Here is a 17,459-nt window from a genome sequence, read left to right as displayed (position 1 = left end):
TGATCGCCTTGGCTGCACCCGTCTGTCTTGTCTGCGATTTCTGTTTCATCTTCATTCCCCTTCGGGTCATTACGATGTGCCAGAAACCCTCTCTTATGCAATGCCCCTAATCTGTCCCATAGGCGCTGACGTTAGACAATCGCCCACCATTCCTTTCAAAGGGCTTAGCCGTATTTCAGCTAAGCCCTTATTTTTTTGGAAGCATATGAGCCCAACGACACTTGCTTGCAGGTTTTGCTGTGGCCTTCGGAGCTTTCTTTGAAAATATTCCCCCGGCCTATTTCACCCGGGTTATTTAACTGTGAATTCTTTCATGGCATCTTTGTTCGGTGTGAAACCGAAGCCGGGGGTTTGGGGTAGGGCCAACCAGCCATCTTCGATTGTTGGCAAATTATCAAAAAGCGGGTCATAGGCGCCGGTGGCGCTAGTTTGATATTCCAATTTGCCGCCATTGGCGATGCCAGCCTGAAGATGGGCGTTGTGGAAGGGGCAACTGCCGCCGCCACTGGCAATGGGGATGTTAAAGGCACTGGCCAATGCGGCTGCCTTCACGCCTTGGGTGATGCCGCCAATGATCGCAACATTGGGCTGGATCATATCTACCGCTTTGTTCACGAGCATGTCGCGAAAGCGATACAACTGCCCCTCATTTTGCCCCACAGACAAGGGGATATCGGTCATGCGCCGAAGTTCGGCCATTAATTCAATATCATTTTGAAGTACCGGTTCTTCATACCAAGAGATGTCATAGGGTGCGGCGCGCCTTGATAAGGTGACCGCATGGGGCAGGTCGAAGCGGGCCGCACCATCGATTGCCAAGCCAAAATCAGGGCCTAAGGCTTCACGCAAGGCGGCGATGCGAGCGATATCTTCATCGATGATAAGGTCAAGAGATTTTTCGCGGTCGACCTGGCCGAGGCCCGGGCGCCCGACTTGGATCTTGATGGTTTTGAAGCCCAGCTCTTTAAGACGTTTGGCCATTTCGACCAGTTGCTCAGGCTCTAACCCGGGCATGCCCAAGGTGGCATAGACTTGGAGGCGGTCATAAGACGCGCCCAGCAATTGCCAAACGGGGCGTTCTAACACTTGGCCCTTGATATCCCACAAGGCCAGATCGACAGCACTGGTGGCGTTGGCGCCAAAGCCGGTTTGGGCTGCGGCAGTCATCGCCCACCACATGGCACGCCACGTGCGTTCTGTGGCCAATGCAGGCATGCCGATGATGGCAGGGGCGGCCACGCTCTTGATCGCTTGGGCGACCACAGAACCATCAGCCAGATTGGTGAAACCATGACCGATGAACCCAGTATCAGTTTCGACCTCGACAATACACATGGCTGAAACCCGGCTGCGGTCCACGCCAAGCCATGACATGGAGCTTTGAACCTTCAGCGGTGTCGCTGTAACCCGTTGGATAATATGCTTCATTTGTTCCCCCATTAGTGCCCGGGTCCTTGGGCGGACCATTCTGGTTGGTCCAAGCTTATAGCAAAAATAATTTTTTGCAGCAGGTTTGGAAAAAAGGGTTACGGTGATTTCTTGCTATGAGAGATCAGGGCATATACTGTTTTTGAAAGATAAGTTCAGAGTTTAATGAGCACCAAATTAATTCAGGGACAATAGGGAGGCCTACAATGGTAAATTCAACTTCATTGCGTACACTATTTGCAACGGCAACGGTTGCCGTGGCATTGGCTGCATCCCCTGCTTCGGCAGATATATCTTTAAAGGGCAAACGCGTTCAATTGATTGTTGCTTCTGGTGCCGGCGGCGGCACAGACCGCATTGGCCGGCTGATATCTCAGTATATGAAAAAGTATCTGCCCGGCAATCCCACCATTGTCGTCAAGAATATGGGCACCGGCGGCGGTAAAATCCGTGCTGCCAATTACTTGATGAACAAGGTCAAGGGCGATGGGTTGACCTTTATGCAATCGGATAACACCGTCCTTCAGCCCAGCACCTTGCGGCGTAAATCGGCCCGTTATGATCCTCAGAAGTTTAATTTCTTAGGCTCTGTCAATCGTGGGGGCTCCGTCTTGTTCCTCCGCAAAGATGCAAAAAAGCGGTTGATGGATAAATCTGCTAAACCGGTCATTGTGGCGGCCATCAGTGGCACGCGGTCTTGGCAAGCGATGCCCATGTGGGGCGCCGAATTCCTTGGCTGGAACCTGCGCTGGATTCCTGGGTACCGTGGTTCAGGACAAATGAACAAAGCCATTCGCCAAGGCGAGATCGATGCCTTTGCTACCAATAATGCCTACCTGATCGACACCCTTTTAAAAGATGGTGTGACGGAGCTTTTGACACAGGATGGGCAACAGATGGGGGGCAAGCTTGTCAGGCGCCCCAGCTATATGAATATCGCGACAATGACGGAAAACCTGAAGAAAAAGGGCATTTCAAAAGAAGCCTGGCAGGGTTATCAGTCTATGACGGGCTCATCAGGGGTTGATAAATGGATGGCCATGGCACCGAGCACGCCTAAGGCATATGTCAAACTCTATCGTGCGGCTTATAAAGCGTCAGTCAACGATCCGGGATTCCTTAAAGTTGCCCGCAAACAGTTCAGCAAGGAACTTTTCTATATTCCGGGCGAAGAAGTTGCGGCGATGGTGAATGTCATCCACAGCGCACCTGAATCGGCATTGGATTATGCCGATGCCCTTAAAGTGAAATATGGCCTCGCTGCCTTTAGAAATAAAATTTATCTCCGCAAGGGTAAAATTTCTAAGATCAAAAAAGGTGGCAAGCAGGTTTATTGGAAGGGTTCTGGAAACAAGGGAAAACTTAAAGTTGGTAAAAAGACCAAAATCTCTGTTGGCGGAAGCAAAGCCAAACGGAAGGCTTTAAAGGTTGGCATGAAGTGCACCTTTAAAACGAAAGGCTTGAAAAAGGCCATGAAGATTGACTGTAAATAAGACTTTGATGTCGGCCCGATAGATTGGGCCAACATCAGATGAAATTTTTAGAACTCTAATGATGGCTGATGCGTCAATTGACGCATCAGCCATAACTGCGAGCCCAAATGTTTGATGCTTTATTTATAGCCGTTAGTGAAATTTCACGTCCCTGGCCTATGTTTCTCATGCTCATTGGCATTTTGGGCAGCTCGTTCTTTGCGGCCCTTCCGGGTATTGGGGTGCTTCTCCTCATCACTATTGTTTTGCCCTATGCCATCACCCTTGATCCTTATCCGGCCATCGCCCTTTTACTGGGCATGGGGGCGGTTTCGAACACGGCGAATACTTTTCCGTCTGTGTTGATCGCGGTGCCGGGCAGTGCGGGCTCTCAGGCGACCATCGTTGATGGTTTCCCAATGGCGCAAAAGGGCGAAGCCAGACGCGCCTTTGGGGCGGCCTTCATCGCGTCACCTTTGGGTGGCATATTCGGCGCCATTGTTCTTTTTGCCAGCCTGCCGATCCTGCGGCCATTGGTTTTGGCCTTCCGTTCGCCGGAATTTTTGATGTTGGTTCTTTGGGGCTTGTCGGCCGTCGGTGTGCTGTCAGGCCGCGCGCCAATCAAGGGATTAATGGCGGCTATTCTTGGCGTACTGGTCTCAACCGTTGGCATGGATAATAAAACGGGCATTGAACGCTTTGCCTTTGAAGGTGAATACCTCGTTGATGGCATTAGCCTCATTCTCGTGGGCCTTGGGCTTTTTGCCGTGCCAGAAATGATCGCGTTAGCGGTGCGGCGCACATCAATTGCCGAAACCGAAGGGCTGGGGTCTGGTCTGGTCCAAGGCATGAAGGATGTGTTTATCCATTGGTGGCTGATGATCCGTTGTTCCCTAATTGGCGTTTGGGTTGGTGTGTTGCCGGGCCTCGGTGGATCTGTCGCCGATTGGTTTGCTTATGCCCATGCGGTGCAGACCGAGAAAAACCCGGAAAATTTTGGCAAGGGTGACGTGCGCGGTGTGATCGCGCCGGAAAGCTCTAATAATGCCAAAGAAGGTGGTGCATTAATCCCAACCATTGCCTTCGGAATTCCGGGCTCAACGTCTTATGCGTTGATGCTTGTCGCCTTTATTTCGGTCGGTATCACGCCGGGTTCCGCCATGCTGACAGATCAATTGCCGTACACCATGGCCATGATCTGGGTTTTGGTGATTGCTAATATCATCGCGGCCGCGCTGGCCCTTGGTGCTGCGAACCAGTTTGCCAAGCTGAGCTTGATGCCGTTCTACATTATTGTGCCAATGACCTTGGTCCTTTGTGTGACGGCGGCCTATGCTGCCCATTTTGTGTGGTGGGATATTGTTACCTTTTTAGGATTCTCTGCCCTTGGCTATCTTATGAAGATATTTGATTGGCCGCGTCCTCCCTTGCTGGTGGCCGTTGTTTTGGGCGGACAGTTAGAAGGCTATTTGTGGCTTTCTAATGCGCGCTATGGCTGGGAATGGATTCTTGAGCCGGGCGTTTTGATCATCTTCTGCCTTGTTGTCTTGACTTTGGTGATGCCCATCATCCGGAGGATGCGCAAAGGCGAACCCGCAGGTGGCGAGCCATTGATCGATTTGACCCGTTGGCATCTACGGGGCGATATCGTCTTTTTGCTAGTGGTTATGGGGGTGTTGGCCGCCGCTGCCACTATCAGCACGGAATGGGTAACCCGCGCATCTCTCATAATCTATTGTATTGCGGGGGTTGGTATTCTGTTGGGCGCGCTTCAGATCAGTTTTCATCTGCGTGTCCTCGGCGGGCCGAGCTCAGATATCCCTGCCTTTGATGGTGTGAAAGCGGCGACAACCATGCGCCGCAGCCTTGAGAATTTCGCTTGGCTTATCGGTCTTGCCGCCAGCGTGTTTCTGATCGGATTTCATATTGCCATGGCCGTATTTGCGCTGCTCTATATTCGCATCTATGGCGGCACATGGCGCATCGCGCTGTTGTTGGCGGTGATTGCAGAAGCCTTCGTGGTGGTGATCTTTGATTTCTTGTTGGAAATATTCTGGTCAGCCCCCGCCCTGTTCGAACTGCTGGGGATTCCCTACTTCTCTTGATGAAGTTGCACGCGTGCAGTGATGCAGGCGGCAACTTCAGCACTCATTCCTTTTCCTTTTTGGCGACATTTGGTCAAGACATCGGCTAACATGTCCTTGTCTCTTGTATCAGTTGTTGAAATTGGATGTTTGGTTCGTATGCCGATGCCATCCCCTTTTAAGCTAGGCAAGGAGCGGTTAAATGAAAAACTACATTCTATTTTTTGTGATGTGTGGCGTCATATTTCCCCACGATGCGAATGCAGGTCTTTGCAAAAGCATGCGGGATTTAAAGTCGACCACAAAGACCAAAAATGATGTGAATTTTTTTCAAAAATTATTTCCCCATCCCTTTTTTTACGGCAATCGCACCTGGAACGAAGTCATTGTGCAGTGCAATCGGTTCCGGGATCGCAAGGGGGGGCAGGTGTCGAAATTTACGGCTGCCCGGGGCGGTAATTCGGGCAAGTCTATTCTGAAATCGCGCACGCTTAAGGCCAAGGTCATCCGTGGAAAATATAATTTTCTTGGAACGGCATTCACCCAGCAAAAATATATTTATGTCATCAGCAAAAAAGATGGTGTTTGGGAAATGGTGGTTCCATATCGGCCAATTATCAATGATTTTGTTAAAAACCGGGTGGATTTTAACGCAGCCCATGCATGGAAACTTTATACCAGATCTGAAGTCACCCCGGTTCCGGGGGGGGCGGGTGTTTACACGCTCAATTCCCCCGCAACACCGCTTTGGTTGAAGGTGTGTAAAACATCAATCTATTTCCCGGGGTTTGAAGGGAAATATGCAGGCAAGGGGCTATATACCCGGGATCCGCAGAATAAATTTATCAGTTCAGGGAAAATTGAATATCAATACACCAAAAAGGGAAACCCAAAGTCGGGTTGCCGCGTGTCGTCGGATATGGATCTTTTTTGGTTGGATCCAATCAAGAAGCAGATTGTGAAGGTAAAGCCCAAGGTTTGGGTGCTTGATAATTTCGTTCGAACCGCAGAGGCTTATTGGAATATTTCTGACGATTTGGGGAACGAAATTTTCAGGCTAAAATTGTTGATGAAGGGGCACAATGAAGGTGAGTTTAAAGGCTCACCCGCTCTAAAGCTTTTTAAGAAAAACGATCACCTAACGGTGCGCTTTGCCACCAAGTTTTTGCCATATAAATTTAATCAAATGTATAAATCCAACCCGGTCCAGTTCAACAATTTCTCAACCATGACAACCGATAACACCTATTGGCACGAGGTCGGCCACGCCTTTGGCTTGGATGATGAATATGGTGGGGGGTCTGCGGCCAAAGGCTTTAAACGGAATGGGTGTGAGGCCACAAAATACAGAGCCCATGGTTCCATGAACTATCAAATGTGCGCTCATAATGTGACGGACAAACGGCTGATTTATCATTATCTGGCCGTATCGCGGTATCTCCAGAAATAAGGGCGAGCAGGTTTTAAAACCGGGGATGCGGCGGATGAATAGGGCGACGATGATGCAACATAAGATCAAGAAGCCCCCACAGACGTAGAAGCTGTTTTTGATGCCCACGGCATCGGCGACAAATCCCATGATAAAAGGCACCAGTACGGCGGCAAAGAATGGATGCAGTGGGTAGAGTGGGGATAACAGGACCGTCGCCACGCGGATGCCCCGTGCCGATATCTCTAAAGCAGAAGTCATGGCCCTTCAATGTTCCCTCAAGAAATTCAAAGGGTGCTGAGCAAAGCGCCGCCCGAAACCCCAGCCACCCAATCAGCGGGTCGCAGGTTCAAACCCGTCATCGCCCACCATATTTTTCAATGACTTAGGGGTTTATCCTCTGGGCCATTGTTCATTTCACGGGGGGGATGTGCCCACACCTTGACGGCATCGCGTCTGTATATTTTCTAATTCAGGATCAAGCGACTTGAATTATTGACGCAAGGGCTTAGGTTCTTGTGGTCACCGTCCCACGCATACGAATCTGGATTGTCCGGGTTGATGTTAGGAGGAAAGGATTGATTATGCTGACGCTACTCTCCCCTGCAAAAAAATTGAACATGGCGCCTGCCGATTTGGGCGCTCCTGTCACACAGCCGCGCCTTCGCGACGATACGAAGGCGCTTGCGGCCGTCGCTAAAACCCAGACAGCGGATGACCTGAAACGTCTGATGCATATTAGCGATAATCTTGCGGCCATGAATTTCGAACGGTTTCAGGCCTTCAATCTCGATAACAGGAGCAATACCGCCAAGCCTGCCGGGCTTGCCTTTGATGGCGATGTCTATTGGGGGCTGGAGGCTGATAGCCTTTCTGAGGACACGCTCTCTTATGCGCAGGATCATTTGCGCATCCTCTCAGGCCTTTATGGTGTTTTGCGCCCCATGGATGCGATCCAGCCGTATCGCCTTGAGATGGGGAGCAAATTGACCAATGGTCGCGGAAAATCCCTCTATGATTTCTGGGGCACACGTATTGCCGATCAATTGAATGAGGATCTTGCCGATCATGGCGATACAAGCGTGGTTAATCTTGCTTCAAACGAATATTTCAAGGCCGTGGATGCAAAAGTGCTTGGACAGAGGGTGATTGTTGCAAAGTTCCTGAACGTGAAGGATGGTAAGGCTCGCGCCCTCATGCATTACGTCAAACGTGCCCGCGGTGCCATGGCACGCTGGATCATGGAAAACCGTGTGGATCGGGCGGATGGCTTGAAAGATTTTAATGCCGATGGCTATACCTTTGATGCGAGCGCTTCAACAGACAATGCGCTCGTCTTTTCCCGGCCGCAACCGCCTAAAAAGGGCTAAGCGCGCTGGATTGGGCTTTGGCTGATATCCCGGCCATTTCCACTGATGAATGTTGCCGGCGTTATCGGTTAGTTTGATATTTTCAATTTGACGATATCGCCGATTTTTTGTTTGAATTTTTTTCCGGGAAGATGGAATTTCTTTTTGGCGATCTTGAATTTTGCGCCGCCGACCTTGGCAATGGCCCGGGCAGAGATTTTCAGCCGGGCGGAGGCGGTTTTCTTTTTTGGGTTCACTTTCCAGTCGTAGACTTTAACCGAAAACTCAACGCCTGCCTTTAACAGAGAGATGCTTTTGATTCCCTTGAATATGTTGACGTTGGGAACCAGTGAACATCCCGATGCCTTCATCAGGCCCTTGATTTCCTTGCCCGTTGCGGTTCCCGCAAAGCCGCTTGCCGTGGACTGCATATCGCCAGATTTGGAAACGTTTGCTGCTGCCCCCTTGCCCGCCGCAGCGGCCGCACCCCGGGACACGATCGCCGCCAAGATAGTGTTGGAACTGATGGCGGGAACCGATGGCGTCGAAAAACTGTATCCGAAAAGCTTTTTCCACTCCGACTTGCCGCCTTTGCTTAATTGACAGGAAAGGCCAAATTTAACTTTTTTGCCGAAGAAATTTATTTTTATGACTTGCTTGGCTTCAAGCGTGGCCCCCACCTCTCCCGTCTTTCCATGGAGATACGTGATGATGCTTGCCTTGCCTTTTACACCGGCACCGATCTTGCCAGGCCCGATACATTTCTTGACCCTTTTTATGTGCTTGATGCCCAGCTTCTTGCAGTATCTAAGGTTCGTCCCCTTGTATTCATCAAAGCTAACCCCTTTGGAAGCCGCGCAGGACGGGAAGGGGGCAGTCGAAAAAAATACAAACCCACAAAATAAAACTGCAATGCGCGTGAGCGATCGGTTTGGCATGGTTGCACCCCTGTTCCCTGATTTTATGAGACGTTGTTATTGCGATCACTCTCTAGTAATCTTTCTCTAATGACAATAAGCGTGAATGCTGCAAATTCGCCAGCTTCCGGTGAAGGTGTTGTGGTAGAGCGTTGTAAAAGATTAAGGGGGAGGGGCGAATGAATTGTATTAGAAAGCTTGGGGCCAGCGCAGGCGTGATGGTAGCGGCACTGTTGCTTGCATCCTGTGCGAAATTGTATTCGCCGACACCCATCGTTACGGATGTGAAGGAGAATACCGCTATTTCATCTACGGCGGGCCTGTCCCATGTTTTCGTCCGTAATGATGGCACCCGATCGATCACCTGTTCTCAACCGCCGCCCGACGCCGCATTTGACCAAGCCGAATCGGGCTCGGTTGGGCTTTCAATTTCATTTGGTGGTAATGAAAAGGCGGGCGAAGAAGAAAGCAGCAGCGAGCTGGAAATGTCGGGCCGTACCCCGGCCGTTCTGATGTCGCGCGAACTGTTTTACCGGGCGTGTGAATTCTCCATGAATTTCAAGCTCAACAAGGGTGAGGCGACGACGCTCTATATGAAAACCCTGGATTCTGTAACCAAGGTATGGGCCGTGGAAGCCGGCAACACCAAAGTCACCGTCGGTGATGAGCTGAAAACTGATAACAAGACGGCCATAACCGAAACGATTGCCACCGATGGCAGCGCACCCGCTATGACGAAGGCTGCACCACAGCAGTAGGATGAGGGTGCCTGACAGGTTTTTTTGGGGGGCGTGAAATGATTTCGATAAAGTTGTGGCATGCGATCAGGCGAAATTTTCTGATACCGGTATTTTGCATTTTCGCATTTCATGCGCCGTCTTCTGTTTTTGCAGCAGAGCAGCCCCATTATTCTACGATTCATGTCTCAATGCCCCAGATTACAAAGCGGATGCAGAATTGGGCGCGTGTGTCGAGCGGACAGCTTCAAAAAGCACTCGATGCAAAGGACAGCGTCGTCGTTAACTGGTATAGGGAAGTTTTGCAGGAAAAAAAGGATGCGAAGTCCGAGGTCGATCTCCTTGAATTGATAAACTGGACCGTTAACCGCACAGTTGTCTATCGCAGCGATTGGGATCATTGGCACCGTAGGGATTACTGGGAGCCGCTGGCAACGACGATCAAGGAAGGGGGCGATTGCGAAGATTTTGCATTGGCAAAGGCGGCGGCGCTCCACATTGATGGTTGGCCGGCAAGTAAGCTGCGCATTCTGATTGGCTATGTCACCGTGAGGGGCCAAAAAGTCGCCCATGCCGTGCTTCTGGCCACCACAAAATCAAATCGTGAATATGTGCTGGATAACCGGTCGAAGTGGGTATTGTCTTTGAATGACTTTGAGCGTGGTTTTCAACCCCTCTATTCGATCGACGAAACAGGTGCCCATGCGGAGTTCTTTCGCACAACTCCCCAGCCCCACTGAGACATAACCTCTGGATTTTCCAACAGGTTTTTCCATAGTTTGCCCTAAAGTTTCCACCCAAGTCCCTGATCCCTCGCACCTCATGAGCCTCTTAAACAGTGAGCCGCAGGTTTAAAGGCCTCGCCATGGATGCTTGGACTCTTTGGCCCAACCGATTACTATGTCCTCTAATGATAATTCGGCGGAGCCAATAGCTGAAATAAAAATCAGGGGAGTGTCACTATGTTGTCGAAAGAAAAAAGCGATTTACTCACCCAAACTGGCCCCGGAACCCCGGGTGGCCGGTTTCTGCGGTCTTATTGGCAGCCCATTGCGGCATCGGAAGAAATGCCCATCGGGGGCGATCCAATTCCCATCCGCATCATGAGTGAAGATCTGGTGTTATTCCGTGATCCCAACGATGAACTGGGCCTGATCGGCAAACATTGCCCGCACCGGGGCACAGACCTTTCCTATGGCCGGGTCGAAGACGGCGGCATTCGTTGCCTCTACCATGGTTGGTTGTTTGATAAAAACGGCAATTGCATTGATCAACCGGCGGAGCCCCCGGGCCGAAAATTCTGCGATAAAATCAAGCACCCGGCGTATCCGGTGCAGGAAAAAGGCGGGGCCATCTGGACCTATATGGGCGAAGGTGAGCCGCCGTTGATTCCCGATTTCGAATTCCTGATGGCGCCAGAGCCAAACCGTCTTGCGTATCGTGTGATCCAGAATTGCAACTGGCTGCAGGGTCTGGAAAGTGTCCTTGACCCGGTGCACACAACGTATTTGCACCGCAAACCCCCTGGGTCGCGCAGCATTCGGTCTGGCAATGATATCCGCGCCCTCAGGGGGACTGCACCACCGGATATCAGCACCGAAGATGCCAGTTATGGCACGCGCATTTATGCGCTACACAGGTCTGATGATGGCCGCAGATATTTGCGTGTTAACAATTACGTTTATCCCTGTGGGGCCACCCCGTCCACGTCTACGGGTGAGGCCGGGTATCAGGGACGCTGGTATGTGCCCATAGATGATTACAGCCATACCGGCTTTGAATTTTTCTATCGGCGCTCAGAACCATTGGACAAGAAGGTCTTGGGGGATTTTCGCGCAGACAACGTCGCCCAGGACAACCGACATGTGCGACGGCCAGAAAATCGCTATCTCCAAGACAGAGATGTGCAGAAACGCGATGAGAGTTTTACGGGGATGGGGGATTATTTCCCGGCACAAGATGCCTTTGCCATTGAGACCCAGGGTGAGACCAGGGATCGCACAACAGAGCATCTTGGGTCGACCGACATCGTGATTGCGGCTGTTACCAGACGGCTGTTAAGTGCAATCGAAGCGATGGAGGCAGGGGACGCCGCCCCGGGCCAGATACGCGATCCGAAAAACACAAATTTTTCTGATTTCATTTGCACATCAATCCACATCGAAGAGCATGAAGATGGTCCCAGTTTCTGCAAGCGGGTTCTAGGCGAACAAACGGCGGCAGAATAAGTTTGGTATAAAATACAGCACATGCTTGCCCGTTTAGTGGGGTGCATTTAACAACAAAAGGGCAGCTGATATGTCTGATACTATTGAATTTATTTCGCCGCCGTTGGAAATCGATTTTGATGATTTGAAACGTGATTTCGTCCATGCGTGCCGCATTTTGGAACATGTTGGGGTCGCGCAGCAGGCATTTAATGTCAGTGTCCGGTTGGATGATGAAAAAATGATGGCAATTCCCGTCACCAGCCCAAATCTGGTGACCACGGACAATCTGGTGACCAGTGTGATCAAGGAGGGTTCCCCCAATTGGAAAGCCCATCCGGCGATTTATGAGGTTTGCCCGGACGTGGGCGCCATCATCCATTGCCATCCACCCCATGTCACCGCCTTTAGCGCCACTTCAGAGGAATTTGTGCCGGCCCATCATTATGGTGCCCCGTTTCATGGAAAAATTGCCCGCTATACGGTTCCCGGACAGACCAAATCAGAAAGCCGTGCCCGGGATATGGCTGCGCAGCTGAAGGGCAACAGGGCCATTCTTCAACAGGGCCATGGGGTGATTGTTGTCGGCAAGGATCTCCACGAAGCATTGATCCTGACCATTTTTCTGGAAGAGGCATGCTGGACCAATCTGGTGGCCAGACAGATGGGGCAGGTCAATTATTTGAGCCTGGAAGAATCAGAAAAAATTACACCGCAAATTTTGAAACAGCGATCTCAAGACAAAGCCTGGAACCATTTTGTGGAACGGCTACCGGAACGTAGAAAGCTTTAAAGCAAAATTTTTTCATGGAGGGGAACACGATGGCAGAAATACAAAACGAAGACCGCCCACGCAATTCTTTGCGCGGCCAAGTCAGTGAAGCAGAGTGGGAAACCCGCGTTGCATTGGCTGCCGGGTGCCGGGTCGCCCAGAATTTTGGCTGGAACAATTCAATTCGCAACCACCTGACGGCCCGGGTGCCAGACGAGCCTGAAAAGTTTCTGATGAACCCTGTTGGGTTGATGTGGAGCGAAATTACGGCATCGGATTTTCTCAAAGTTGATTTTGAAGGCAATGTTTACACAGAATCTGAAATGCCACCGGGCCCTGCAGGGTTGAGCTTTCATGGCGCCATTTTAAAAGCAAACCCGCATCTTCACTGTTCCTTCCATCTGCACGAAGCCGATGGGGTGGTGGTGTCTGCCATGCAAAACGGGTTGATTTATACCAATCAGGAATCTGTGGCGCTGTACGGCAAGGTCGGCTATCACGAATTCGAAGGATTGGCAGAGGAGGCGCTGGAAGGCCCGCGCATTGCCAACGAATTGGGCGAAAAAACCTGCATGATCATGTGGAACCACGGACTGTTGAGCGTTGGGACCAGCATTTATGAAGGGTTTTACTACATGCAGCGTCTGGTGGAAGCCTGCCAAGTTCAGGTCAAGTTGATGTCCACGGGGGCAGAAATTCGCCATATTTCCAAAGAAGTTTGCGAACATACCTATGCACAGTTCCAAAAACGTGCCGCCAAAAGGCCTTTGGGACAAGCCGATTGGTTGGCGTATCTGCGTCTTGCCGAACGGCTTGACCCATCGTTCAAGCTTTAAATTCAGGGAGAAGCTGGCTTATGGATATTGAAAGAATTCAACCGGGTGAATGGAATTGCCGCGCCACAATTCATGGCGATTTGATTTTTCTCTCTGGCATGGTTGCCAATGATAAAACCTTACCCATGAAGGAACAAACCGAACAGGTTCTGGCCCGAATTGACGGGGTGCTCGCTGATGCGGGCAGTGATAAATCACGGATATTAAGTGCGACCGTCTATCTGGCAGATATCAGCCGCAAAGCAGAAATGAATGATGCCTGGATGGCGTGGGTTGACCGGGATCATTTGCCAACCCGTGTCGCCGTTGGGGTTACCCTGACGCCTGGCACGTTGGTTGAGATCATGGTTACGGCTGCGCGCTAGACAGGTTCCAGATCGTCCACCGGGGCGGACTGCACTGTCCCCTCAACCCCGATGTCTTGAAAGTTTTCGCGATACCCGGGGATCACCGGGCGGCCATCGCCTTCTTCGGGCGTGATCCACAAACGCATCAGGTGGCGTTTGCGTTCCGGTTCCGGCCAGTCTTCAAAGGCTGTCCGGGTGTGCAACATCACATGGTTGTGCACAATCTGGATGTCGCCGGGGCGGAAATCCATATCGAAATAAATTTTTCTTGCCGTTTCGCGGAATAGCTTGATGGCGGCTTTTTGTGCTTCTGTGAAAGGCGGCACACCGGGCAAGCCTTGAGCCTTTGTGATGCGTATTCCGATCCCGCGAACCGTAAGATACCCGTCCTGAAAAGAGAATACCGGTGTCTTGTACCAAGGCGCTTCGCCGGGCCGGGTTTCACCATGTTTGGTAAGATAAAATTCCTCGACCAGTTCCTTCACCAGTTCGGGGTGGGTTTTTAGCATTTCATTATAAAGCGTCACCGAGCTTGCGATGCGGCTTGCACCGCCTTGTTTCGCCGGGTGAATGCACATCAGGGCGACATAATCACATTGGTCACTGTGGAAATTCATTTCAGCGCTGGTTTGATAGCCCCGGATGTTGATTTTTTCATAATCGGCCCCAAAATCTTTTACATGTCCCAGCATATGCCCCTTTGCATTTTGCGACAGCATGCGGCCGAACCGGGTGCCAATACCCCAAAATGCGATCCCGGCCTGGGCTTTGGTGAAGTCGGCAATGGGAATGCCACGGATCAGGTTAAACCCCCGGCCCTCATGCAGTTCATCGCGCAGTTCAGCCAATCCCTTGTCAAAATGGGGAAGGGGGAAATCTTCGGCCCTGATGTCAAGAATATCCATGCCCCGGCGTTCCACGGCCGAGACCGCTTCGCGCACCTCATTGATTTCTACATCAGAGAGTTCATAAACCCAGTCATCATTGGCCCCAAGGTCTTCTGCGGTCCAGCCAGCGGGATCAATCGCCGGTTCCATGGCCTTGGCGGCTTGACGATTGCGTGGGCTGGGCTTGAAGGTCATCGGATGGTTCCCCGGGTGGTGTGTGGAGATGGGTTAGCAAGTATAGTGGACAGATATAACACGTTCACCCGATCACGCCAAAACCTATGATTATGCCTGTTCCAGGACTTGGCGCACCATTTTGGCAAGTGCTGCCTTGCGGTAGGGTTTTTGCAACAGATCAACCCCTTCCTTGAATGTGCTTTGATCGATATTTGCTAAATCGGTGTATCCCGAAGTGTAGAGCACCTTGATCGTGGGTTTGCGCTTCTTGATTTCGGCGGCTATTTCCGGCCCGTTGGTTCCACCGGGCAAGACCACATCCGTAAACAAAAGATCAATCTTGGACATTTTCTCAAACAGCTCAATGGCGCTTTTTCCGTCCTCGGCTCCGAATACAGTGTAGCCAAGGCCGGTTAGCAACGTCTCTGACAGGGTGCGGAGGTCAGGGTCATCCTCGACCACCAAAATGGTCTCGCCCAAGGCCCGTGGAATTTCTTCATCATGCCCTTTGCTGGTTTTATATTCTGCTGATGTGGAACGGGGTAGGAAGAGCTTGACGGTTGTTCCTTTCCCGGCGGCGCTGTCAACGGTGACATGGCCCCCTGATTGTGTGACGAAGCCATAGACCATAGAAAGGCCAAGACCGCTACCTTCACCCACCTTTTTGGTGGTGAAAAATGGATCGAAAGCATGGTCGATCGAATGTTGTGACATGCCGCACCCGGTATCGGTGACGCTGACCATGACATAATCACCGGATACTGCTCCGGTTGCCTCATCGTCTCTGATGTCTTGGCAGTTGGTGGTTTGTATGGTGAGCACGCCACCATCGGGCATGGCATCGCGGGCATTGATGGCAAGGTTTAGAATGGCACTTTCCAACTGATGGGGGTCAACTTTGCAGAGCCAGAGGCTTTCCTCTTGGGTGAATTCTATCTTGATGGTTTCTCCCAATGAACTGCGCAACAGACTGGTCATGTCATTCAGCAGGGTGCCAGCATTAATGATCTTTGGCATCAGCGTCTGTTGACGTGAAAACGCGAGCAATTGATTGGTAAGTTCGGCCCCGCGTTCATTGGCATGGATGGCAGTTCCAAGAAATGGTTCTATGTGGCCACTGTGTTGGGCGTCTGCCTTGGCCAGTTCAAGGTTTCCCATGCTGATGGCCAAGAGATTGTTAAAGTCATGGGCAATCCCTCCGGTCAACTGTCCAACAGCTTCCATTTTCTGGGCCTGTTGTAATTTCTTTTCTGCCAGACGTCGGTCGGTAATGTCGCGTGCCGTTGATATATAGCCGCCATCGGGGGTGGGAATATGTTCATGGGCATAGAACCGACCATTGGGAGACATGTGTTCGCCGGAGGCACCTTTGTTGGCCATAGCCATTTTTTCGGCAATCACAGCTTCGATATCGCATTCACCGTAATGGCCCTGTTCTGCCCGGTGGCGAATGATATCTGAACGGTTCATCCCGATTTTAACGAAGCCTGGAGGCAGACCTAAAATTTCACCATGCAGGGCATTGGCTGCCAATAACGTGTGTTGGGCATCATAAACCGAAATGCCTTGATCCATATTTTCAAAGGTTGTCCGGAGGATAAGGGATTGCTCAAGCGCGTGTCGGGCCGCCTTTTTGCGCTCGGTGATATCGGTGTAGGTTGTGATAAAGCCACCGTCTGCCATGGGCATGCGGTGATAAATATAGGTTGTCCCATTGGGAAGATTGCGCTCTTCGTTGCGTTCACCTCTTTTGGTGACCCGTTCCAGGCGTTGTTTTATTTCAATTTCAATGTTTCCAGATCTTTCAACAGGGCGTGAACGACGGTGCCGGATGATATCTTCCAAATGCAAGCCCGGGTGTAGAAAACCCGGGGGGAAATCAAACATCTCTTCATATTGGGCATTGAAGGCAGCCACCCTCAAACTTGAATCGTAAACGATGCAGCCTTGGGCCATTGAATTAATTGTGGATTCAAGCAGGGTTGATTTTTCTGCCATTTGCTGTTGGGCGCGTTTGCGCTCGATCACTTCTTTGGCCATTTCATCCCGGGAAACCAGACTTTCCTGAAGACGGTCTGCCATTGAATTGAAGGCGGTAGCCACGTCTCCAATTTCATCGTGGCGCAGGATTTTCAGGCGATGGTCTAATTCACCCCCCCCAAAATATTCAATGCCATTGACAAGGGTTCGAAGCGGCGAGACAACGCGTCGCATCAAGATGAGTGAGATGACAGCAATGATGGCCCCAAAAACCAAAAGGATGCCCATGACCAGTTTTTTTATTCGGTCGTTTGCACCCTCGATGGTTTGTCGGTTTCGGGTTTCAACAAGGGATGCGTTGGAAACCATTTCCTGATTCACGGTCAGCAGGGTGTCGAATAATCTTTTTTCAAGAACCGTGGAAAAAACACCATTCTGATTTTGAGCTGAATCCCTGGACAGACGCGCAAACAGGCGCCCAGCCGTTTCATGGCTGTGATGAATTTGAATTATTTCTGGATTTATGTCGATATGACCAAAATCCTTATTTTGTAGCAATTCCCCTAAAGATCGGTGGGTCGAACGCCATTGGTCCCGTGCCCGAGGTTGATGGTAGATCATGTAATCCCCGGTTAAAGAGGTCAGTCGAAACGCCGCGGTTACGATGGCGGAGGCGAAACGTTCATGGCCCATTGCATGACGATGGTCATGATAGGCAGACCACAAACCCATGATCATCCAGCCTGTGATCAGCGTTAAGGCCATGATCATGGCAAGGGTCAGGTTCTTTATCCGGATATTGGCCACAAAGTTTTTCCTGTTTGTTTCAGCCGTGCC

Annotated in this window: 14 protein-coding genes; 10 read left to right on the top strand and 4 right to left on the bottom strand. The window is 51.0% G+C overall.

The window, feature by feature from the left end:
• Positions 1 to 291: 291 nt before the first annotated feature.
• The gene (locus HOJ08_06970) at positions 292 to 1,428 is read right to left on the bottom strand and encodes a mandelate racemase/muconate lactonizing enzyme family protein (GenBank protein MBT5673173.1); all 1,137 of its coding nucleotides are present in this window, start codon (positions 1,426 to 1,428) and stop codon (positions 292 to 294) included.
• A gap of 206 nt (positions 1,429 to 1,634) precedes the next feature.
• On the opposite strand from HOJ08_06970, the gene HOJ08_06965 reads away from it, so the two are divergent.
• The 4 genes from HOJ08_06965 to yaaA all read left to right on the top strand — a co-directional run bounded on the left by HOJ08_06965 (position 1,635) and on the right by yaaA (position 7,783).
• Positions 1,635 to 2,921 carry a hypothetical protein gene (locus HOJ08_06965; GenBank protein MBT5673172.1) on the top strand — a complete coding sequence of 429 codons (1,287 nt, stop codon included), beginning with the start codon at positions 1,635 to 1,637 and terminating at the stop codon, positions 2,919 to 2,921.
• A 167-nt stretch (positions 2,922 to 3,088) separates the two neighbouring features.
• Positions 3,089 to 5,005: a tripartite tricarboxylate transporter permease gene (locus HOJ08_06960; GenBank protein MBT5673171.1), complete on the top strand. Its 1,917-nt coding sequence runs from the start codon at positions 3,089 to 3,091 to the stop codon at positions 5,003 to 5,005.
• Positions 5,006 to 5,186: 181 nt separating this feature from the next.
• Entirely contained in the window at positions 5,187 to 6,434 is a 1,248-nt protein-coding gene (locus tag HOJ08_06955; protein MBT5673170.1) for a hypothetical protein, read from the top strand.
• 563 nt (positions 6,435 to 6,997) lie between these two features.
• Positions 6,998 to 7,783 (top strand): peroxide stress protein YaaA, encoded by a 786-nt coding sequence (gene yaaA, locus HOJ08_06950; protein MBT5673169.1) that lies wholly within the window; start codon positions 6,998 to 7,000, stop codon positions 7,781 to 7,783.
• Between the two features lie 68 nt (positions 7,784 to 7,851).
• Here the strand turns inward: yaaA and HOJ08_06945 are convergent, their stop codons facing one another.
• A complete protein-coding gene (locus HOJ08_06945; protein ID MBT5673168.1) occupies positions 7,852 to 8,700 on the bottom strand; it encodes a hypothetical protein in 849 nt (282 codons plus the stop codon).
• A 158-nt stretch (positions 8,701 to 8,858) separates the two neighbouring features.
• On the opposite strand from HOJ08_06945, the gene HOJ08_06940 reads away from it, so the two are divergent.
• The 6 genes from HOJ08_06940 to HOJ08_06915 all read left to right on the top strand — a co-directional run bounded on the left by HOJ08_06940 (position 8,859) and on the right by HOJ08_06915 (position 13,596).
• Positions 8,859 to 9,437 (top strand): hypothetical protein, encoded by a 579-nt coding sequence (locus HOJ08_06940; protein MBT5673167.1) that lies wholly within the window; start codon positions 8,859 to 8,861, stop codon positions 9,435 to 9,437.
• Positions 9,438 to 9,475: 38 nt separating this feature from the next.
• Complete coding sequence (locus HOJ08_06935) at positions 9,476 to 10,156, top strand: hypothetical protein (protein MBT5673166.1); 681 nt, start codon at positions 9,476 to 9,478, stop codon at positions 10,154 to 10,156.
• 222 nt (positions 10,157 to 10,378) lie between these two features.
• Positions 10,379 to 11,644 (top strand): Rieske 2Fe-2S domain-containing protein, encoded by a 1,266-nt coding sequence (locus tag HOJ08_06930; GenBank protein MBT5673165.1) that lies wholly within the window; start codon positions 10,379 to 10,381, stop codon positions 11,642 to 11,644.
• Between the two features lie 70 nt (positions 11,645 to 11,714).
• Positions 11,715 to 12,416, top strand: coding sequence for a class II aldolase/adducin family protein (locus tag HOJ08_06925; GenBank protein ID MBT5673164.1), 702 nt, complete (start codon positions 11,715 to 11,717; stop codon positions 12,414 to 12,416).
• Positions 12,417 to 12,445: 29 nt separating this feature from the next.
• Positions 12,446 to 13,231, top strand: coding sequence for a class II aldolase/adducin family protein (locus tag HOJ08_06920; protein ID MBT5673163.1), 786 nt, complete (start codon positions 12,446 to 12,448; stop codon positions 13,229 to 13,231).
• A gap of 20 nt (positions 13,232 to 13,251) precedes the next feature.
• On the top strand, positions 13,252 to 13,596 hold the full coding sequence (locus HOJ08_06915) for a RidA family protein (protein MBT5673162.1): 345 nt from the start codon (positions 13,252 to 13,254) through the stop codon (positions 13,594 to 13,596).
• On the opposite strand, the gene HOJ08_06910 is transcribed toward HOJ08_06915, so the two are convergent.
• Together HOJ08_06910 and HOJ08_06905 are read right to left on the bottom strand one after the other, a co-directional pair.
• Complete coding sequence (locus tag HOJ08_06910; GenBank protein ID MBT5673161.1) at positions 13,593 to 14,660, bottom strand: TauD/TfdA family dioxygenase; 1,068 nt, start codon at positions 14,658 to 14,660, stop codon at positions 13,593 to 13,595. The genes HOJ08_06915 and HOJ08_06910 overlap by 4 nt on opposite strands.
• A 90-nt stretch (positions 14,661 to 14,750) precedes the next feature.
• Positions 14,751 to 17,429: a response regulator gene (locus HOJ08_06905; protein MBT5673160.1), complete on the bottom strand. Its 2,679-nt coding sequence runs from the start codon at positions 17,427 to 17,429 to the stop codon at positions 14,751 to 14,753.
• Positions 17,430 to 17,459: the final 30 nt, after the last annotated feature.

The sequence above is a fragment of the Rhodospirillales bacterium genome (genome assembly GCA_018666775.1).
In the GTDB taxonomy this organism is placed as follows: Bacteria; Pseudomonadota; Alphaproteobacteria; order SMXQ01; family SMXQ01; genus JABIXC01.
This window is presented reverse-complemented; position numbering and strand designations above follow the sequence as displayed.